Genomic DNA, 19,423 nt, shown 5'->3' on the forward strand with positions numbered 1-19,423 from the left:
TCTGGACGCCTTGCGGCGTAGTGGTGTTGGTCATCGTTAGCGATCCACGTCGGCCATGACGAAGTCGATGGACGCGATGTAAGCGATCAGGTCGGGCACCATCTGGCCGCGGATCGCGCTCGGGATCTGCTGCAGATGCGGGAAGCTCGGCGTGCGGATGCGCGTGCGATAGCTCATCGTGTTGGCGTCGCTGGTCAGGTAATAGCTGTTCAGGCCCTTGGTCGCCTCGATCATCTGCGAGGTCTCGCCCGCCGGCATCACCGGCCCCCAGCTTACGCCGAGGAAATGCGTGATCAGGGTTTCGATGTCCTTCAGCGTGCGTTCTTTCGGCGGCGGCGTGGTCAGCGCATGGTCGGCCTTGTACGGGCCCGACGGCATGTTGTTGAGGCACTGCTCGATGATGCGCAGCGACTGGCGGATTTCCTCTTCGCGCATCAGCGCGCGCTCGTAGACATCGCCCTTGGCGCCGACCGGAACCTCGAACTCGAAGTTGTCGTAGCCGCTGTACGGACGCGCCTTGCGCAGATCGAAATCGCAGCCGGTGGCGCGCAGGCCCGGGCCGGTGACGCCCCACTCCAGCGCCGCGGCGGTGTCGTAGGCGGCGACGTCGCGGCAGCGCGAAATCAGGATTGCGTTCTGCAGGCAGGCCCGACGGTACTCGTCCATGCGTTTCGGCATCCAGTCCAGGAACTCGCGGACCTTGAGCTCCCAGCCGATCGGCAGATCGTGCGCCAGGCCGCCGATGCGGAACCAGGCCGGATGCATGCGAAAGCCGGTGATGCCTTCGATCACGTCGTAGGCTTTCTGGCGATCGACGAACATGTAGAACACCGGCGACATCGCGCCGACGTCCTGCGCAAACGTGCCGTAGAACAGCAGATGCGAGGTGATGCGGAAGAACTCGCAGAGCATCACGCGGATGGTTTCCACACGCGCCGGCACCTTAATGCCGGCCAGCTTCTCCAGCGCCATCACGTACGGCAGGTTGTTCATCACCCCGCCGAGATAATCGATGCGGTCGGTGTACGGAATATAGGTGTGCCAGCTCTGGCGCTCGCCCATCTTCTCGGCGCCGCGATGGTGATAGCCGATGTCCGGCACGCAATCGACGACTTCCTCGCCGTCGAGCTGCAGCACGATACGGAACGCGCCGTGGGCCGAAGGGTGGTTCGGGCCCAGGTTCAGAAACATGAAATCGTGATCGCGCGTGCCGCGGCTCATGCCCCAGTCTTCGGGCTGGAAGCGCAGTGCCTCCTGCTCCTGGTCCTGGCGCAGCGCGTCGAGCTGGTAGGGATCGAATTCGGTGGCGCGCGCGTTGTACTCCTTGCGCAGCGGATGGCCGACCCAGCTTGGCGGCAGCAGGATGCGGCGCAGATGCGGGTGGCCGTCGAAGACGATGCCGAACATGTCCCAGACTTCGCGCTCGTACCAGTTGGCGTTGGCGTAGATCGGCACGATGGTCTTCAGCGAGGGATACTCGCCAAGCAGGGCGACTTTCAGCCGGATATCGGTGTTGCGGCCGATCGACAGCAGCTGGTAGACGACGGTGAAATCCGAGGGCGGCTGGCCTGCACGATGCTTGCGCAGGCGCTCGTCGATCGCGGTCAGGTCGTACAGCATCTTGTACGGCCTGGCGATGTCGTTCTTCAGGAAGCGCAGTACTTCGGCAACGCGATCGGCCGGCAGCCATAGCGTCGGCATGCCGTCGGCCGTGGTCTGCAGCGTAAAGACGTTCTCACCGAAGCGCGCGAACAGATCGCGCACGGTTTCCGGCAGGGTCAGCGGCGCACCGTCAGCCATCAGACCGATCCATCCAGATGCAGCGAATCCGGTGAACGCAGAATGGTTTCCGCGTTGCGTGCCGCCTGCTTGCGGTCGCGCTCGGACGGCATGTTGGCTTTATAGATGCCCTGATCACCGACCACCCAGGACAGCGGACGCTGCTCCTTGCCGATCGAATCCTGCAGCATCATCAGGCCCTGCAGAAAGGCTTCCGGGCGCGGCGGGCAGCCGGGCACGTACAGGTCCACCGGCAGAAACTTGTCGACGCCCTGCACCACCGAATAGATGTCGTACATGCCGCCGGAATTGGCGCAGGCACCCATCGAAATGACCCAGCGCGGTTCCAGCAGCTGCTCGTACAGGCGCTGCACCACCGGCGCCATCTTCACGAAACAGGTACCGGCGATCACCATCAGGTCGGCCTGGCGCGGTGAGGCGCGGATGACTTCGGCGCCGAAGCGCGCCAGGTCATGCGTCGGCGTAAACGCGGTCGCCATTTCGACGTAGCAGCAGGACAGGCCGAAGTTGTACGGCCAGATCGAATGCTTGCGGCCCCAGTTGACCATGTCCGACAGCTTGGCGGTCAGCACGTTGCGCTTGACCTGCTCCTCGGTGAACACATCACCAGGCTCGCGTTGCGTGTAGTCCTTGGTCAGCGGTGAAACGCCGGTGGGACGATTGGGGTCGATGCGGGTGAGTGTGTATTCCATGGCTGGCCTCGGGCTAGCGGATCGAAAGTACGCTTAGGTGCTTTCGCTCGCCTCGCTCTGCTTGTGCGTGAGAGGGCGGCGCTTGCGCGACGCGGGCGCCCAATCGAGCGCGCCGATGCGGGCCAGGTAAACCAGGCTCGCCAGGAGAATGAAGATGAAGATCGCGGCCTCGACGAAGCCGGTCCAGCCGGATTCGCGGACCGACACCGCCCAGGCATACAGGAACAGCGCCTCGACGTCGAAGATCACAAAGAACACCGCCACCAGGTAAAACTTGGCCGACAGCCGCAGGCGTTCGGGCGATGCCGATACCACGCCGGATTCGAAGGGTTCGCCGCGGGCACGCGCGCCGCTGCGGCCGCCGAGCAGCGCAGACAGCCCCAGCATCACGCTGCAAAGGCCGAACACGGCTACCACGTAGACCGCGATCGACCAGAACTCCGGCGATGTCGTCATCGGCTCAAGCCTCTCCTGGTCACCTACTGTCCAACCAGCCCCGTTGCTGGTGCTCCCAATAGATGAGGTTCGATGTTTGTCAAAGACGACCGAGGTCGCCGGATGCGTCTTGGCACACGGGCCGGAAACCCTCTCCGGCCCTGGCGCGGCTCTTAAGTCCGCATTCGACGCTGGTCCTCAATGTAGCCATAACACGGACGGGCGCCGCGAATCCGGTGGAGTATATCGCGGCAATAGGCGCCGGGGCGTGTCGTCTTTTGGATAAAGCCTGACTGAAATCCTGATGGCGCCAAAAGTTGACAGCGTGCCGTCATCGGTGTCCAACTTTTGGATTTACGGATTCCTGACCTGGGAATTAGACGCCTATCGGCGCAGATGCCTGCGCGCAGCCTGTCGGACTTGGGAGATCGTAGCGAGGGTAAGGGCCCGCTGTGTCCAAGCTGCGGGCGACTGAGGAGAATATCCAGTCATATTTGACGAGGGCGCCCGCAGTTTGGGCGCAGCGGGCCGAAGCCGCAGTAGATCTTGCCAAGTCCGACAGGCTGCTAGTCGACCCGTTCCGGACCGCTTTCAACGAACGGGCGAACGAAGGCCTCGACGCCGCCGGACAGTCCCTGCAGGTCGTAGCCGCCTTCGAGCATCGCGATCACGCGGCCCTCGCAGTAGCGCGAGGCGATCTCGAGAATACGCTGCGCGGTCCAGGCATAGTCGCCGTCGACCAGCCGCAATCCGGCCAGCGGATCGCGCACATGCGCGTCGAAACCGGCCGAAACCAGCAGCAATTGCGGCGCGAACGCGGCCAGCGCCGGCAGCCAGCCTTCGACGACCGCGGCGCGATAGGCCGCGCCATCGCTGCCGCTGGGCAGGGGCATATCGATCAGCGACGGCGCGTCGGCCCTGCCCTCCCAGTAGGGATACAGCGGGTCCTGGTAGGTATTGAACACGCGCACCCGCGGATCGCGCGCGAAGATGTCGGCCGTGCCGTTGCCATGGTGTACGTCGAAATCCAGCACCGCGACGCGCAGCAGTCCGCGCGCCAGCGCCTCGGCCGCGGCGACCGCTATGTTGTTGAGGATGCAAAAACCCATCGGCCGATCGCGCTCGGCGTGATGGCCCGGCGGCCGCACCGCACAGAAAACGAAGTCGGCCTCGCCGTTCAACAGGCGCTCGACGCCGAGCACGCCGGCGCCGGCAGCGTGCAGCGCCGCGTCCAGGCTGTGCTCGCTCATCGACGTGTCGGGGTCGAGCCACAGCCGGCCCGAGCCCGGCCGCGACGACAGGATGCGATCGACATGATCGGCATCGTGAACGCGCAGCAGCGCTTCGCGGCTGGCCGCCGGCGCATCGATCTGCGCAAAGCTCGCGCCCAGCCCGCTGCGAACCAGCATCGCCTGCAGAGCCAGCAGCCGCGCCGGGCTCTCCGGATGCCCGGCATCCATCTGGTGCAGCACGCAACTCGGGTGAGTGATCCAGCTGGCCTTCGATGTCATCGTGGCGGCTCGTAGCCCGGGTGGAACCCGGGGCTTTTCAGGTTGGCGCGATCCCGGGTTTCACCCGGGCTACGTCATCGTCGCATGCGTGGCGCTTGGCGGCGAGCCGGCAATCGTCGACCATCGGCGCATGCAAGCTCCCACCACTCCCGAATCCGACGACGGCTATGCGAGCGGCGTACGCCGCATTCTGTGGCTGACCTTGATCCTGAATGTCGGCGTCTGCCTGCTCAAGCTGGCGGTCGGCCTGTGGACCGGCTCGCTGGCAGTGATGGCCGACGCGGTGCACAGCCTGACAGACAGCCTCAACAACGTGATGGGCCTGGTGGTGATGCGCTGGTCGGCGCCGCCGCCGGATCGCGAGCATCCGTACGGGCATCTGAAGTTCGAGGCGGTCGGCGCCCTCGGCATCGCGGCGATGCTCGGCATCGCCTGCTTCGAGGTAGTGAAGCCGGCGGTGATGCGGTTGTTCGAGTCCGACACCGCGGCGGTGCAGATGAACCCGAGCGCACTGGTGCTGCTGGTGCTGGTACTCGCGGTGAACATCTTCGTCGCGATCTACGAGCGGCGCGCCGGACAGCGGCTGCACAGCAAGCTGCTGCTCGCCGACGCGACCCAGACTTTCGGCGATATCTGGATCACGCTCGGCGTGATCGCCGGCAGCATCGGTATCTGGCTGACCGGCTGGTGGTGGCTGGACGTGGCGCTGGCGATACCGGTCGCGCTCGCGGTGTTGTGGAGCGGCTGGGTCGTGGTAAAGGGCAACCTGCCCTGGCTGGTCGATGCGACCGCGATTCCGCTGGACGAGATCGAGGCGCTCGCGATGAGCGTGCCCGGCGTGGTCGACTGCCACCAGGTGCATTCGCGCGGCCTGGTCGGACGCCAGGTATTCGTCGAGATGCACCTGATCACCAATGCCGGCGACATCGAGACCTCGCACCGGATCACCGAGGAGATCGAGCGCTTGCTGCTGGCGAAGTACGGTCCGGTCGAAGCGACGATCCATGTCGAGCCGGAGCGCTATGCCGAGAACCACGCGTAGGTCGGCAATCCCTTGCCGACATCAGGCCTCGCTTGCGCATCGGGCCAAAACGTCGGCAAGGGATTGCCGACCTACAGTAAATACAGACGGGGCTCCGCTCTTTTAACGGAAGCGTCACAATCAGCGCGGAGCATCTGCCGCTACCCAAAGGTCGCCTTCCCATGTCCAAAGCTTCTGCCTGCCTGCGTAGCGCGCTGGTCACCGCGCTGACGATCGCGCTCGCCTCCTGCGCTGGCGGTGATGGCGACAAGGGCTCATCCGGCAGCAGCGCGACCAAGGTCGGCCATGTATTCGTGGTGGTGCTCGAGAACAAGGACTACGCCAAAACTTTCGCCAGCGATTCGCTGGCGCCGTACCTGGCCACCGAGCTAAAGGCCAAGGGCGCTTTGCTCGAGCAGTACTACGGCATCGGCCACGTCAGCCTCGGCAACTACATCGCGATGATCAGCGGCCAGGGCTTGAACCTGGCGACCCAGACCGACTGCCAGCTCTATACCAACTTTATCGGCGCGCCGCCGGCGTCGGCGATCGACGGCCAGGCCATCGGCGTCGGCTGCGTGTTCCCGACCACGGTGCCGAACCTCACCGATCAACTCACCGCCGCCGGCCTGAGCTGGCGCGGCTACATGGAAGACATGGGCAACACGCCGGACCGCGAGGCCGCGGCCTGCGCGCATCCCGACCTGAACTCGGTGGACGGCACCCAGTCGGCCACCGCGGAAGACAACTACGCGACGCGCCACAACCCGTTCATGTACTTCCATTCGGTGATCGACAACCAGGCCCTGTGCGAACAGCACGTGGTGCCGCTGACCGCGCTGGACTCCGACCTGGGCGCGGTCGACACCACGGCCCGCTACAGCTTCATCACCCCCGACCTGTGCAGCGACGGCCATGACTCGCCCTGCGCCGATGGCGAGCCCGGCGGCCTGGAATCGATCAATGATTTTCTGCAGGTGCTGGTGCCGAAGATCCTCGACTCCGCGGCGTTCAAGAAGGACGGACTGCTGATCATCACCTTCGACGAATCCGATGGCCCGCAGTCCGATGCCTCCGCCTGCTGCGGCGCCGGCCCGACACCGAACTCGCTGCTGCCCGGCATCACCGGCCCCGGCGGCGGCCGGGTTGGCGCGGTGATCATTTCGCCGTTCGTCAAACCCGGCACCGTCAGCACGGCCGAGTACAACCACTACTCGATGCTGCGCACGGTGCAGGATCTGTTCGGCCTGCCGTACCTGGGCTACGCCGGCAGCACCGGCCAGGCCAGCTTCGGCGCCGACGTGTTCACGCAGCGCCTGCCGGAACTGCCGCCACGGCCTTGACGGCTGGACGGGGCCGGACAGGTTCGCCCGTGAAACTGGCGCTGATCGCACTGTCACTTGCGATCAGCGGCATCGCGGCCGCGGATGACTACGATCCGCTTGCGGCGGCACGTGTGCGCGAGAAGATCGGCAATGTCGAAGCCGGGATTCCGCCACAGTGCTACGCGAAAACCGGCGCCGCGAATCCCTGTTACGTCTGCCACACGACGGCGCGCGGCAACAACGGGGCCGACGACGCCGATCTGCAGCAGCGCTACGACTTCAGCCCGTTGCGGCGGACCATGCCCTGGACCAATCAGTTCGTCGATCGGCGCGCTGCGATCGCGAAGGTCAGCGACGAGGAAATCCTGGCCTGGGCCCGCGCCGACAACTACGCTCCCTTGCGTCTGGCGATCGGCAAGCTGGCCGACTACCGCGGCTGGAAGCCCGACCTCGACCTGGAGAAAGGCTTCGACGAACACGGTTTCGCACGCGACGGATCGCAATGGCGCGCGTTCCGCTACAAGCCTTTCCCCGGCGCGTTCTGGCCGACCAACGGATCGGCCGATGAAGTGATGATCCGCCTGCCGGCGGGCCTGCGCGAAGACGCGGCCGGCCGATTCTCGCGCGAGGTCTATCGCGCGAACCTGGCGATTGTCGAAGCGATGATCGCGACACCGGCCGACGTCGCCGATGCCGCGATCGACCGGCGCATCGAAAGCATCGACGAGCGCGCCGCCGGCATCGATCTCGATGGCGACGGCAAACTCGGCATCGCGACGCATCTGCGCGGACTGCCGGCGCGCTACGCCGGCCGCGGCGACATCAAACCGCGACGCGGCCTGTATCCGCAGTACACCGAGTTCCTGCACACGGTGCGCTATCTCGATCCGCAACAGCCGGACTACGCAGCGCGACGTCTGAAGGAGCTGCGCTATGCAATCAAGGCACTGGAGATCGACGACCTCAGCATCGCCACGCACTACCAGGACAACGCGCGCGAAAAGCTCACCGGCGATCGCCCGCACTACGCCGGCAGCGCGCTGACCGGCCAGAGCAACGACTACGGCTGGACTTTGTCCGGCTATATCGAAGACGCACAGGGCCGGCTGCGCCTGCAGACACGCGAAGAGCAACTGTACTGCATGGGCTGCCACACGAATGTCGGCATATCGGTCGACCAGACGTTCTCGCTGGCGCGCAAACTGCCAGACGCCAAGGGATGGGGTTTACAGACGCTGGCCGGACAACGCGATGCGCCGCAGAACGGCAGGACGCGCGGCGAATATGCGGAATACTTCGAGCGTGCGCGTGGCGGCGACGACTACCGGGCGAACCGGGAAATGCTGGCGCGATTCTTTTCCGCCAACGGCAGGCCCGACTTCGCTCGCATCGCCGGTGTCGACGGCTCGCAGGGCCTGCGCGGCCTGCTGCTGCCGTCGCCGCAACGCGCGCTCGCATTGAACAAGGCGTATCGCGAAGTGGTGTTCGAGCAGAGCTACAAGCTCGGCCGCGACGCGGTGCCGATGCCGCTGGATGAGCAGGTGCATCGCCAACTCGACCAAGGCGATCCAACGCCGAAGGCCGCGGATCATCGCTATGACGATGCACAGTTGTGGCTGGACTGGAATAGCAAAACCAATCGATAACCACTGTAGGAGCGGTCCTTGACCGCGATGGTGCTGTTCAAGGGTTCAATCGCGGTCAAGGACCGCTCCTACAGGTTCGTCATTCGGAGGTGGCGCAAGCTCAGGGAGCCGGTGCCGGTCCTCCCGCGATCGGCCTTGAGGCGTCGCTTGCAGCCACCAGATGATGGCTGCCGCTGGCGAGCGTAAAACTGCGATCCAGCGCCTGCTCGTCGGTATGCACCGTCACCTGCGGCACCATCCAGAACTCAGCCTGCAGGCGCTGCGGCGTCAGGTCGATCAGCACGTAGCCGTTGAGCGTGTTCTGGTAGTACTTCAGATGCGGATTGGTCAGCCGCAGCAGCTGCTCGGCCTGCGTCTGCGTGCGCGTGACGATCGCGGTGGCGCCGTTGCCCACCGGCTGGTCACCGCGCGAGCTGATCGAGGTCGCGACGAATTCGACGGCGCTGGCGCCGCTGCCGGTCAGTGCGACGTAGCCGATGCTGTTCGGATCGTCGGTCACTTCAAATGCATAGGCCTCGTGCGCGTCGCCGGTCATGATGACGACGTTGTCGCGCGCCGCGATCATCTGCATCACCCGCGCACGCGCCGGATCGTAGCCGTCCCACTTGTCGTTCGACAGATACAGGCCGCCGCCACCGGTGGCGCGCGGCGCACCGAGCAGTTTCAACGGCGAGAAGTAGATCTGGTTGCCGATCAGCTGCCACTGCGCGCTGTTGCCGGCCAGCTGTGTCGCCAGCCAGGCTTCCTGCGTGACGCCGAGCATCTGCCGGGTTTCGTCGGCGAAATCGCCGGTCTGGGTGAACACCGGCACGGCATCACCGAACAGCGTATTCGGCGCCGCCGGCCGGTCGCGGCCGAAATGGCGCGCGTCGATCATCGTCAGATCGGCCAGATCGCCGAACTTGAATCCGCGCCAGACTCGCGCCCGATCGGCCGCGTCTGGCGCACGGATCGGCAGCCATTCGAACGCGGCCTGCATCGCCGCTCGACGGCGCGTCGCGTAGTCGCCATCGGCGCTCGGATCGTGCCCTTCGGCGCCGTCGCGCCAGGCGTTGTTGCAGACCTCGTGATCGTCCCAGACCCAGATCATCGGATGCTGGCGATGCAGCTCCAGCAAGTCCTCGTCGCGACGATATTGCGCATAGCGCATGCGGTAGTCCGAGAGGGTGAGTATCTCGTAGGCCGGTTCGTGGGGCCGAACCTGATCCTGCTCGCCGTTCTCGTAAATGTAATCGCCAAGATGCACCACGGCATGCAGATCGCTGCGCTCGGCAACACGGCGATATGCGTGGAAATAACCTGCCACGTAGTTGGCGCAGGTGACGAATACCAGCCGCAGCCGGTCGACCGATCCGGACGGCGCCGTGCGGGTGCGGCCGACCGGCGAGCGCTCGGTCGCGGACTCGAACCGATAGTAGTACGCGTGGTCGGCCTGCAGGTCGCGAAGATCGAGCTTGATCGTCCAGTCGCCGGCTTCGCTGCCGGCGACGACGCCGCTGGCGACAAGCTCCGTCATCGCCGCATCGCGGGCGATCGCATAGCGGATACGCGTCGTCGTTTCGTTTGCGGCAATCGGCAAGGCCCGCGTCCACAGCATCACCGCATCGGGCAGCGGATCGCCGCTGGCGACGCCGTGCGTAAAGCGGGCGGCGCTCAGCCCGCCGCCGGAAGAACCGCTATCGGATCCGTCACCGCCGGCGCCACAACCGGAGAGCACGCTGACCAGGCTGGCGCCGGAAGCGATGACGAAAGCGCGGCGGGTGATCGGCGGCATCGGCGTGGTCGGTTCAAATCGACACGCTGACAGCGCGCTGTAACAGGCTCGTGACACAGGCTCGTGAAACCTCGACACCGGCCACACTGGCAAAAACAGCTCATGTCACATGTCTGTCATTCACGCGACACAAACTTGAGAAGTGCAAGCTGGCCGAGCCTGATCGTATTCCGCTCCTGCAGCGACTTCATTTTTTATTGGGGACTTTCGATGGGCGCACCTTCACGGGGCCGCCGCAAGGCGCGCCGTCGCGGCATTTCGCGTCGCGCTTTTCTGCGCGGTGCCGGCGGATCGGCGCTGGCCTTGTCGGCGGCAGCACTCGCCGGCTGCAGTGCTGGAGGCGGTGGCGGCGGCGACGGTGAAGGTGTCAACCCGTTCCAGCACGGCACCGCGACCGGCGATCCCCTGCCCGAGGCGATCATCTTCTGGACTCGAGCCACACCGCTTGCCAACGAGAGCATCCCGGTGACGCTGAAGGTCTACGCCGATCCGCAGCTGAAGCAGAAAATCGGTGAAACCAGGCAGACCGCCAGCGCCGATCGCGACTGGACGATCAAGATCGATTACACCGGACTGTCGCCGTCGACCAGCTACTACTACCAGTTCGAAGCGCGCGGATTCAAAAGCGCGATCGGCCGCACCCGCACCGCGCCTGCAGCGAACGCGGTGATCGATCGGCTGCGCTTCGGCGTGGTCAGCTGCGCGAGCCTGGCGCACGGCCTGTTCAACGTCTACGGCGCGCTCGCCGCGCGCGCCGATCTCGACGCGATCCTGCACCTGGGCGATTACATCTACGAATACGGCAGCGGCGAATACGGCAATGCACGCGAGTACCAGCCGGCGAACGAGATCGCGACGCTGAGCGACTACCGCACACGGCACGCTCAGTACAAACAGGACGTGAACCTGCAGGCACTGCATCGCCAGAATCCGTTCATCACGGTCTGGGACGACCACGAGTCCGCGAACGACAGCTACAAGGACGGTGCCGAAAATCATCAGGGCAATGAGGACGAGCCGGATTGGTTTCTGCGCAAGGCCAATGCGCAGAAGGCGTATGACGAGTGGATGCCGATCCGTCTGCCGACCCCCGGCGACACCAACAGGATCTTCCGTGAGCTGGCCTACGGCAACCTGGTCGACCTGGTGATGCTCGACACGCGCCTGTACGCGCGCAGCCTGCAGTGCGATCTGCAGGCGCAGCTGAGCTGCCCCGACGACACGACGCGTTCGCTGGCCGGCGCCGAACAGCTGGCCTGGCTCGAATCCAGGCTGAAAACCTCGGCGGCGAAATGGAAACTGATCGGCCAGCAGGTGATGTTCGGCCAGCTGAAAGTCGCCGGCACGCCGGAGCTGATCGCAGCCGGCGGTGTGTATCTCAACATGGACCAGTGGGACGGCTACCGCGCCGACCGTGATCGGGTGTTCGACATGCTCGACACCAATGCGATCCGCAACGCGGTGGTGCTGACCGGCGACATCCATTCGAGTTGGGCGATGGATCTGTCGCGTGACCCGAACAACCTGCTGGTTTACCGGCCAGGCCTGGGCCCGATCGAAACCAGCGGCAGCCTGGCGGTGGAGTTCGTCGCGCCGTCGGTGACCTCACCGGGCCTGGATCAGCTGGCCCCGATCCAGGACGTGATCCGGCTGCTGAATCCGCACATGAAATATGTCGACCTGTCCCAGCACGGCTACGTGCTGCTCGACGTCACGCCGCAGCGTTGCCAGGGCGAGTGGTGGTATGTCGACACGATCGACAGCGCCAGCCAGACCGAAGCCTTTGCCGCCGCCTGGCAGGCGGCCGATGGCAAGAACTATCTCAGCGCCGGCACCCAGAGCACGCCGCGGAGCGACGCACCGGCAATGGCCGGCTAGCAGCCTGTCGGGCTTGGGAGATCGTATCGAGGGTTTGGCCTGCTGTGTCCATGCTGCGGGCGACCGCGGAGAATACGAGTGATATTTAACGAGGGCGCCCGCAGCTTGGGCGCAGCAGGCCGAAGCCGCAGTAGATCTTGCCAAGCCCGACAGGCTGCTAGTGCTGCAACCCGGACTCGAGAGCAGCGCCGGCGGAGCGCCGGCGGTTCTCGCCGTTCCAATCAGTTGCGCCCGAGCGGTGAAGCGAGCGCTGCACCTGCAAGGTGCGGCCAGCAGCCTGATGGCGCAAACGCCGCGCGAAGGTACCGCTGGGCTCCGGCGGCAAGTCGGTCGATAGCAAGCTCACGGTCGGTTCACCCGGGCCCTCGCTGAGCTTGAGCAGGCCAGCGTCGACGGCCTCGTCCAGACCCGCCTCGAGATCACCGCGGCGGAAGCCGGACGCCGGCCAGTCCTTGACCAGGTCGGCATATTCGAGCTGGCCGCCGATGTAGACACCATAGCGCTTGTAGATGTCGAGCAGGGCGAGCACGAAAGCACGGCGCGGGGGAGTGGCACCGGTCTGCACCGAGCCGCTCAGCAGACGCCAGGCGGACAGGTTCTTGAGCATTTGAATCTCGTTGTTATATTTAAAATCGCACCGCCGAGCTTATGGTCACCGCAGACTGCCCCGACCAGCGGCGCGACGAACGCGGTCAACGGCGCGCCAGACGGTTCTCCGCTCGTGACCCGATCGTCAATATCCGAACCCCCGATGCCGCTTAGCTCGACCGATCGTCATCGTCGCGGCGGCGGTGTTCGGCGAGGATGTTGCAGAACAGCGCGCCCTGCTCGATCGCGTCGTCCAGCGCGATATGGGTATGCGGGAGATCGTCGAACCAGCGCCGCGGCATGTAGTGCTTGCCGCTCTCGACGAAACTCAGACCGCGCGCGCCCATCACATAGCTCTGGATATCGAGCGCGGACTGGCGGAACGGGCTTTCGCCGGCAAAGCGCATCAGGTACCAGTAGGCGAACATGAAGTCGAAGCCCGCCGGGAGCGCGACGAACACCGGCGTGCCCGGCAGCGATTTCAGCCAGGCCACGTAGGCCGGCATCGCCACGGCCGGCGACTGCAGATCGGTGCGGCTGGCAGCCCAGGCTTCGGGCTGGCTCAACCACCACTCGGCTGTCGGCGGATACGCGAGAGCGCCGGGCAGGGTTTCGAGGTTGGCAGTGAAAGTCGCGAGCAGTGTCTTGTCGGCGCGATACGCAGCCGAGGCTATGCTCAGCATCGAATGCGGCCCCGGGATCGGGCCGTCGGTTTCGACGTCGGTACTGATATAGATTTCGGTCATGTGCGGACTGTACGGCCCCCGCGATGAACTAGACAGTATCGCTCGTCTTTCGTAACAGGCGAGATGCTCAAGCTAGGTGGCGGCTACGCATCGGCGATCTGACATCGCTCAAGCCGGCATAGAGCGTGGGGCATCACACTAGCCTTATCCGGCATGGCCGACTCCCTATAATGCAAAAAAGCGCGAGTCCGGATGAAAGTCGACCGATACCTGCTGATCGCCGCGATACTGCTGGGGGGCTGCGCGGTGGGCCCCGACTACACTCCGCCGGACCCGCAAGCTTCAGGCCTGCCGCAGGCATGGCATGCGCGGCTGCCGCATGACGGCGCGACCACGACGCTGACCAGCTGGTGGCAGCAGTTCGACGATCCGCTGATGACGGAGCTGGTGACGGCGGCCGAACAAGGCCATCCCAGCATCGATGCGGCGGTGGGCGCGATCCGTGAAGCACGCGCGGAGCTGGCGCAGACGCGCGGACGCTTCCTGCCCTCGGCGACCGCCAGCGGCTCGGCCACGCGCAACGGCAGTTCGGCCAGCGGCGAGGCGGCGCTGCTGTCGACGACCGCCGACACCGGCACCTATAGCCTGCTCAGCGGTGCGCTGGACGCCAGCTGGGAGCTGGATATCTTCGGTGGCGCGCGGCGCGCCTATCAGAGCGACAGCGCGCGGCTGTCGGCGGCCCGGGCCGACTGGCATGAGGCGCGCGTTTCGCTGGCGGCCGAAGTGGCCGATGCCTACGTGCAGCGACGCTATTGCGAGCGTCTGCTGGCGCTGTACCGCGACACTCTGGACTCGCGCCGGCAGACCGAGCGCTTGACCCTGCTCAAGCTCAAAGCGGGCTTCGCCGCGCCCTCGGACGAGGACCAGGCACAGGCGGCCGCCTACGACAGCGAGAACCAGCTGATCGCACAGGAAGGCAGCTGCGGCCAGGATCTGAACCGACTGACCGCGCTGACCGGCGTCGCGCCCGCCGATCTGGAGACGCGTCTCGCCGCCACCGCGCAGGCGACGTCGCCGGCCGGCGAACCGCCAGCGGACGGCAAGGCCACCGAGCCCGCCGCCGCCTGGCGCGCCGGCATCCCGGTGCCGCTGAACCCCGCGGTGCCGGGCGTGCCGGCGCAGATCCTGTCGCAGCGGCCCGATCTCGGCTCCGCCGAGCGCGCGCTGGCCGCCTCGATGGCCGACATCGGCGTCGCCCAGGCCAGCCGGCTGCCGTCACTGACGCTGGTGGGCAATATCACGGTGAACCGCATCCGGCACGTCGAGGGTTCGTCGCGCAGCTGGTACTGGGGCCCGTCCGTGAGCCTGCCGATCTTCGAAGGCGGCGCTGGCCTGGCGCGCGTGGAAGCGGCGCGGGCTCGCTATGACCAGTCGCTGGCGAGCTACCGTAGTCATGTGCTGAGCGCGGTACAGGAAGTCGAGGACGCGCTGGTGCGCGTCGACACCTCCACGCGCCGCGCCGAGGCCGCGCGGCAGTCCGAGCGCCACTACAGCGCGCTGCTGGCCTCACAGGAAAACCGTTACCGGCTCGGCGCCACCTCGCTGCTGGAGCTGGAAGACAGCCGCCGGCTGACGTTGGCCAGCCGCCAGGCGCTGGCCGCGGTACAGCTGGAAATCAGCAGCTCCTGGATCGCGCTGTACAAGGCCGTCGGCGGCGGCTGGGCCGACGACATCGGCAATCCCGCGACACCCATCCCCGCTTCCTCCGCCGCGGCTGCCGCGCCGCAGGCACACGTCACAGGAGACGGCGCATGAGCGCTCCGGTTTTGAAGATTCGTTCGGCTGTGGGTCGCTTCGGTCTGCCGCTGGTGCTGGTTTTCGCACTGGCCGCCTGCCATAAAGCGGCGGCGCCTTCCGCCGCAGCAAACCCGGTCATGGCCGTGCAAGTGGTGGCTCCGCAAACCGGCGACTGGCCGCAGGCTATCGGCGCCAACGGCAACGTGCAGGCCTGGCAGGAGGCCGTGATCGGCTCCGAAGTCAGCGGCACGCGGCTGCTGGAGGTGATGGTCAACGTCGGCGACATCGTGCGCAAAGGCCAGGTGCTGGCGACACTCGACCCGGCGATGATGAACGCCGAACTGGCGCAGCAGGAAGCGGCGGTGGCACAGGCCGAGGCCAGCCTCGCCAAGGCTCTGGCCGACGCGCAGCGCGCCGGGCAACTGGACCAGACCGGCTCGATCAGCCAGCAAGACATCCAGCAGTACCGCACCGCGGCGGCCACCGCCGAAGCGCAGTTGAAGCTGGCGCGCGCGCAGCGCGACGCCGCCAGCGTGCAGCTGCGGCGCACGCGCGTGCTGTCGCCGGACGACGGCGTGATCTCGTCGCGCAGCGCCACCGTCGGCACCGTCGCCGGCAGCGGCACCGAGCTGTTCCGGCTGATCCGCGACCGCCGGTTGGAATGGCGCGCGGAAGTCCCCGCCGAGCAGTTGTCGCGTGTGCGCCCCGGCATGACTGCCGACGTGCAGCGGCCCGACGGCAGCGTGGTCACAGGCACGGTGCGCCAGCTCGCTCCCGGCGTGGACACCAAAACGCGCAACGGCATCGTCTACGTGGATCTGCCGCGCGACTGCGGCCTGGCCGCCGGAGAGTTCGTCGGCGGCAGCTTCGTGCTGGGCAGCAGCAGCGCACTGTTCGTGCCGGAATCGAGCATCGTGCTGCGCGACGGCAACCGCTATGTGATGAAGCTCGACGCGAACAATCACGTGCACGAGACCAAGGTGACGACATTGCGCCGCCACGGCGAAGACATCGAGATCGGCAGCGCGCTGACGGCGGCCGACCGCGTAGTCAAAGCCGGCGGCAGCTTCGTCGGTGAAGGCGATCTGGTCAGCGTCGCCGCCGGCAATGCCGCCAGTAAGCCGAGCGCGCGATGAACTTCTCCACCTGGTCGATCCACCGGCCGATACCCGCCATCCTGCTGTTCGTCCTGCTGACCGCGGCCGGACTGATCGGATTTCGCATGCTGCCGATCGCCGAAATGCCGGACTTCGACTTCCCCGGCATCATCGTGTCGGTGAGCCTGCCGGGCGCGACGCCGACACAGCTCGAAACCGAGGTCACCCGCAAGATCGAGGCCGCCACCGCGGCGATTTCCGGCGCCAAGCACGTCACCTCCACCGTCACCGACGGCGACTCCGAAACCTTCATCGAATTCCAGATGGAGAAGGACGTGCAGGAAGCGCTGGACGACGTGCGCGACGCGGTCACCAGCGTGCGCTCCTCGCTGCCGCCCGACGTGCTGGAGCCGCGCATCTCGCGCGTCACCGTCAACGGCGGCTCGATCGCGACCTATACGGTGTCGTCGAACAGCATGGACCCGGCGGACCTGTCGTGGTTCGTCGACAACACCGTCAGCAGGAGCATCCTGCCGCTCAAGGGTGTGGGCCGCGTCGTGCGTTACGGCGGCATCGCGCGCGAAGTTCGCGTCGAGCTGGACCCGGTGAAGCTGCAGGCGATGAACGTCACCGCCGGTGATGTTTCGCAGCAGCTGCAGAACATGCAGCAGGAAGCGCCCGGAGGCCGCGGCGATTTCGGCGGCCTGGAACAGGCCGTGCGCACCATCGGCACGGTCGGGTCCGCGGACGATCTGCGCGCGTTTACGGTACCGCTCGCCGACGGCCGCAGGCTGCGGCTGGATCAGGTCGCGAGCGTCCACGATACCAGCGCCGAGCAGCGCCAGCTGTCGCTGCTGGACGGCAAGCCGGTGCTGAGCTTCCGCGTCTACCGCACGCGCGGCTCCGCCGAAGTCGACGTGGCCAAGGCCGTCGAAAAGGCCGTCGAGCAGATGGCCAAGGATCATCCGCGGGTGCAGTTCGAGCAGGTCTATACCACCGTCGGCCACATCGAGCGCGCCTACAAGGGCTCGATGGAAGCGCTGCTGGAAGGCGCGATTCTGGCCGTCGTCGTGGTCTGGCTATTCTTGCGCGACTGGCGCGCGACCATCGTCTCGGCCGTCGCGCTGCCGCTGTCGATCATCCCGACGTTCGCGTTCATGCACTGGGCCGGCTACACGCTCAACGGCATCACGCTGCTGGCGATGACCCTGGTGATCGGCATCCTGGTGGACGACGCCATCGTCGAGGTGGAAAACATCATCCGCCACCTTGGCTTCGCCAAGACGCCGAAAGTCGCGGCAGAGGAAGCCGCCAATGAGATCGGCCTGGCGGTGATCGCAACCTCGCTGACCATCGTCGCGGTGTTTGTTCCGGTGGCGTTGATGAGCGGCATCGCCGGCCTGGTGTTCCGCCAGTTCGGTTGGACCACTGCCGTCGCGGTGCTGACCTCGCTGGCGGTGGCGCGCCTGATCACGCCGATGATGTCCGCCTACATGCTCAAGGCCCGGCCGCACGAGCCACAGGCGGACGGCTGGATCATGCGCCGCTACTTGATCGCGGTGCGCGCCTGCCTGCGCCACCCCTGGCGCACCAGCTTCGCCACGGCGGCGTTCTTCGTCGCCTCGATTGCGCTGGTGTCGCTGCTGCCCACCGCCTTCATCAGCGCCGGCGATCGCGCGCTGGTGGAGATCGATCTCGAAGCGCCGCCCGGCTCGAAACTCGACGTGACCCGGGACATGACACTCCAGGCCACCGCGCTGCTGCACCAGTTGGCGGAAGTGAAAAAGGTTTACGCCATCATCGGCAATGGCCAGACCGCGGGCAGCGCCAGTTCCAGCGACGGCGACGTCACCAAGGCCACGCTGCTGGTGCCGCTCACCGACACCGAAGACCGCAAGCGCTCCCAGCAGGACGTGGAAGCCGACATGCGGCGCCTGCTCGCCGCCCTACCGGGCGCGCGCGTCAGCGTCGGCGGCCAGGGTTCCGGCGCCCAGTTGACCGTGGTGCTGACCGGCGATGACGCGCAGATGCTACAGAGCACCGCGACCAGCGTCGCGCACGAGATCCGCAGCAAGCTGCACGGGCTCGGCGGCGTCATCTCCTCGGCCAGCCTGCTGCGGCCGGAGCTGGTGATCCGTCCGGATTTCGCACGCGCCGCCGAGCTGGGGGTCAATGCTTCGGCGATCGGCGACGCGGTACGCATCGCCACCAGCGGCGACTACGACGTGGTGCTGCCCAAGCTCAACCTGCCAGAGCGGCAGCTCTACATCCGCACCATGTTGGCGCCCGCCGCGCGCCAGGATCTGGACACCATCCGGCAGTTGCGCGTGCGCTCCAGCAACGGCGGCACCGTGCCGCTGGCGAGCGTCGCCCAGTTCGCGATCGAAGGCGGCCCCGCACAGATCGACCGCTACGACCGCAGCCGCAACGTCACGCTCAGCGTGGAGCTGCAAGGCCGTGCGCTGGGCGACGTGGACAAAGAGATCGCGGCGCTGCCGACGATGCAGCACCTGCCGGGCAACGTGAAGCGCGCCACCGGCGGCGACCTCGAATTCATGCAGGACATGTTCACCAACTTCCTGCTGGCGATGGCCACCGGCATTTTCTGCGTCTACGCGGTAATGGTGCTGCTGTTCCACGACTTCTGGCAGCCCTTCACCGTGCTGGCGGCGCTGCCTCTGGCCGCCGGCGGCGCGCTCGGCGCGCTGGTGCTGTGCAGCATGGACCTGTCGCTGGCCTCACTGATCGGCCTGTTGATGCTGATCGGCATCGTCAGCAAAAACTCGATCCTGCTTGTGGAATACGCAATCACCGCGCGCAGCACGCTGGGCCTGTCGCGTCTGGATGCGATTGTCGATGCCTGCCACAAGCGCGCAAGGCCGATCGTGATGACCACGGTCGCGATGGTCGCCGGCATGCTGCCGATGGCGCTGAACCTCAGCGGAGGCGACAGCGGCTTCCGTTCGCCGATGGCGGTGGCGGTGATCGGCGGCCTGCTGACCTCCACCGTGCTGAGCCTGGTGGTGGTGCCGGTGGTATTCGAGTTGGTGGACGAAGCGCGCTTCCGCGTGCGGCGGCGCTTCGGCTACAGGCCGGCGCTGGATGCAGAGGCCGTGCCGGAGGTGGGGTGAAAGGGCTATGCACGACCGGTACGACAGTCGAGCCAGTTCCCG

At 66.3% G+C, this 19,423-nt stretch carries 14 protein-coding genes; 7 read left to right on the top strand and 7 right to left on the bottom strand.

The window, feature by feature from the left end:
* Nucleotides 1-36 precede the first annotated feature (36 nt).
* The 4 genes from nuoC to JWQ90_RS08075 form a co-directional block, all read right to left on the bottom strand.
* Nucleotides 37-1,800, bottom strand: a complete 1,764-nt coding sequence (gene nuoC, locus JWQ90_RS08060; RefSeq protein ID WP_299691839.1) for an NADH-quinone oxidoreductase subunit C/D — start codon at nt 1,798-1,800, stop codon at nt 37-39.
* The gene (locus JWQ90_RS08065) at nt 1,800-2,492 is read right to left on the bottom strand and encodes an NADH-quinone oxidoreductase subunit B (protein ID WP_299691841.1); all 693 of its coding nucleotides are present in this window, start codon (nt 2,490-2,492) and stop codon (nt 1,800-1,802) included. Before JWQ90_RS08065 ends, nuoC begins: the two co-directional genes overlap by 1 nt.
* Nucleotides 2,493-2,525: 33 nt before the next feature.
* On the bottom strand, nt 2,526-2,948 hold the full coding sequence (gene ndhC, locus JWQ90_RS08070; RefSeq protein WP_299691843.1) for an NADH-quinone oxidoreductase subunit A: 423 nt from the start codon (nt 2,946-2,948) through the stop codon (nt 2,526-2,528).
* A 545-nt stretch (nt 2,949-3,493) separates the two neighbouring features.
* The gene (locus tag JWQ90_RS08075; RefSeq protein ID WP_299691845.1) at nt 3,494-4,438 is read right to left on the bottom strand and encodes a histone deacetylase family protein; all 945 of its coding nucleotides are present in this window, start codon (nt 4,436-4,438) and stop codon (nt 3,494-3,496) included.
* A 130-nt stretch (nt 4,439-4,568) separates the two neighbouring features.
* Between JWQ90_RS08075 and JWQ90_RS08080 the strand changes: the two genes are divergently transcribed.
* The 3 genes from JWQ90_RS08080 to JWQ90_RS08090 all read left to right on the top strand — a co-directional run bounded on the left by JWQ90_RS08080 (nt 4,569) and on the right by JWQ90_RS08090 (nt 8,430).
* Nucleotides 4,569-5,480, top strand: coding sequence for a cation diffusion facilitator family transporter (locus JWQ90_RS08080; RefSeq protein ID WP_299691848.1), 912 nt, complete (start codon nt 4,569-4,571; stop codon nt 5,478-5,480).
* 161 nt (nt 5,481-5,641) lie between these two features.
* Nucleotides 5,642-6,802 (top strand): alkaline phosphatase family protein, encoded by a 1,161-nt coding sequence (locus JWQ90_RS08085; protein WP_299691851.1) that lies wholly within the window; start codon nt 5,642-5,644, stop codon nt 6,800-6,802.
* 29 nt (nt 6,803-6,831) lie between these two features.
* Entirely contained in the window at nt 6,832-8,430 is a 1,599-nt protein-coding gene (locus JWQ90_RS08090; RefSeq protein ID WP_299691854.1) for a hypothetical protein, read from the top strand.
* Between the two features lie 100 nt (nt 8,431-8,530).
* Here the strand turns inward: JWQ90_RS08090 and JWQ90_RS08095 are convergent, their stop codons facing one another.
* The gene (locus tag JWQ90_RS08095; RefSeq protein ID WP_299691857.1) at nt 8,531-10,204 is read right to left on the bottom strand and encodes an alkaline phosphatase D family protein; all 1,674 of its coding nucleotides are present in this window, start codon (nt 10,202-10,204) and stop codon (nt 8,531-8,533) included.
* Nucleotides 10,205-10,414: 210 nt separating this feature from the next.
* Here JWQ90_RS08095 and JWQ90_RS08100 point away from each other — a divergent pair, with 210 nt between their 5' ends.
* Entirely contained in the window at nt 10,415-12,082 is a 1,668-nt protein-coding gene (locus JWQ90_RS08100) for an alkaline phosphatase D family protein (RefSeq protein ID WP_299691860.1), read from the top strand.
* Nucleotides 12,083-12,239: 157 nt separating this feature from the next.
* Here the strand turns inward: JWQ90_RS08100 and JWQ90_RS08105 are convergent, their stop codons facing one another.
* Together JWQ90_RS08105 and JWQ90_RS08110 are read right to left on the bottom strand one after the other, a co-directional pair.
* Complete coding sequence (locus JWQ90_RS08105) at nt 12,240-12,689, bottom strand: hypothetical protein (protein WP_299691863.1); 450 nt, start codon at nt 12,687-12,689, stop codon at nt 12,240-12,242.
* Nucleotides 12,690-12,840: 151 nt separating this feature from the next.
* On the bottom strand, nt 12,841-13,416 hold the full coding sequence (locus JWQ90_RS08110) for a hypothetical protein (RefSeq protein ID WP_299691866.1): 576 nt from the start codon (nt 13,414-13,416) through the stop codon (nt 12,841-12,843).
* Nucleotides 13,417-13,608: 192 nt separating this feature from the next.
* Between JWQ90_RS08110 and JWQ90_RS08115 the strand changes: the two genes are divergently transcribed.
* From JWQ90_RS08115 to JWQ90_RS08125, 3 genes are read left to right on the top strand one after another with little or no spacing between them, the layout of a single operon-like run.
* Nucleotides 13,609-15,171 carry an efflux transporter outer membrane subunit gene (locus JWQ90_RS08115; protein WP_299691869.1) on the top strand — a complete coding sequence of 521 codons (1,563 nt, stop codon included), beginning with the start codon at nt 13,609-13,611 and terminating at the stop codon, nt 15,169-15,171.
* Nucleotides 15,168-16,289 (top strand): efflux RND transporter periplasmic adaptor subunit, encoded by a 1,122-nt coding sequence (locus tag JWQ90_RS08120; protein WP_299691872.1) that lies wholly within the window; start codon nt 15,168-15,170, stop codon nt 16,287-16,289. Before JWQ90_RS08115 ends, JWQ90_RS08120 begins: the two co-directional genes overlap by 4 nt.
* Nucleotides 16,286-19,381, top strand: coding sequence for an efflux RND transporter permease subunit (locus tag JWQ90_RS08125; RefSeq protein WP_299691875.1), 3,096 nt, complete (start codon nt 16,286-16,288; stop codon nt 19,379-19,381). Before JWQ90_RS08120 ends, JWQ90_RS08125 begins: the two co-directional genes overlap by 4 nt.
* Nucleotides 19,382-19,423 lie beyond the last annotated feature (42 nt).

The sequence above is a fragment of the Hydrocarboniphaga sp. genome, assembly GCF_028291725.1.
Classification (GTDB): domain Bacteria; phylum Pseudomonadota; class Gammaproteobacteria; order Nevskiales; family Nevskiaceae; genus Hydrocarboniphaga.

Excerpts from the sequence above, each read along its gene's own strand:
- nuoC (WP_299691839.1), bottom strand. The coding sequence starts at position 1,800 with ATGGCTGACGGTGCGCCGCTGACCCTGCCGGAAACCGTGCGCGATCTG.
- JWQ90_RS08065 (WP_299691841.1), bottom strand. The coding sequence starts at position 2,492 with ATGGAATACACACTCACCCGCATCGACCCCAATCGTCCCACCGGCGTT.
- ndhC (WP_299691843.1), bottom strand. The coding sequence starts at position 2,948 with ATGACGACATCGCCGGAGTTCTGGTCGATCGCGGTCTACGTGGTAGCC.
- JWQ90_RS08075 (WP_299691845.1), bottom strand. The coding sequence starts at position 4,438 with ATGACATCGAAGGCCAGCTGGATCACTCACCCGAGTTGCGTGCTGCAC.
- JWQ90_RS08080 (WP_299691848.1), top strand. The coding sequence starts at position 4,569 with ATGCAAGCTCCCACCACTCCCGAATCCGACGACGGCTATGCGAGCGGC.
- JWQ90_RS08085 (WP_299691851.1), top strand. The coding sequence starts at position 5,642 with ATGTCCAAAGCTTCTGCCTGCCTGCGTAGCGCGCTGGTCACCGCGCTG.
- JWQ90_RS08095 (WP_299691857.1), bottom strand. The coding sequence starts at position 10,204 with ATGCCGCCGATCACCCGCCGCGCTTTCGTCATCGCTTCCGGCGCCAGC.
- JWQ90_RS08100 (WP_299691860.1), top strand. The coding sequence starts at position 10,415 with ATGGGCGCACCTTCACGGGGCCGCCGCAAGGCGCGCCGTCGCGGCATT.
- JWQ90_RS08105 (WP_299691863.1), bottom strand. The coding sequence starts at position 12,689 with ATGCTCAAGAACCTGTCCGCCTGGCGTCTGCTGAGCGGCTCGGTGCAG.
- JWQ90_RS08110 (WP_299691866.1), bottom strand. The coding sequence starts at position 13,416 with ATGACCGAAATCTATATCAGTACCGACGTCGAAACCGACGGCCCGATC.
- JWQ90_RS08115 (WP_299691869.1), top strand. The coding sequence starts at position 13,609 with ATGAAAGTCGACCGATACCTGCTGATCGCCGCGATACTGCTGGGGGGC.
- JWQ90_RS08120 (WP_299691872.1), top strand. The coding sequence starts at position 15,168 with ATGAGCGCTCCGGTTTTGAAGATTCGTTCGGCTGTGGGTCGCTTCGGT.
- JWQ90_RS08125 (WP_299691875.1), top strand. The coding sequence starts at position 16,286 with ATGAACTTCTCCACCTGGTCGATCCACCGGCCGATACCCGCCATCCTG.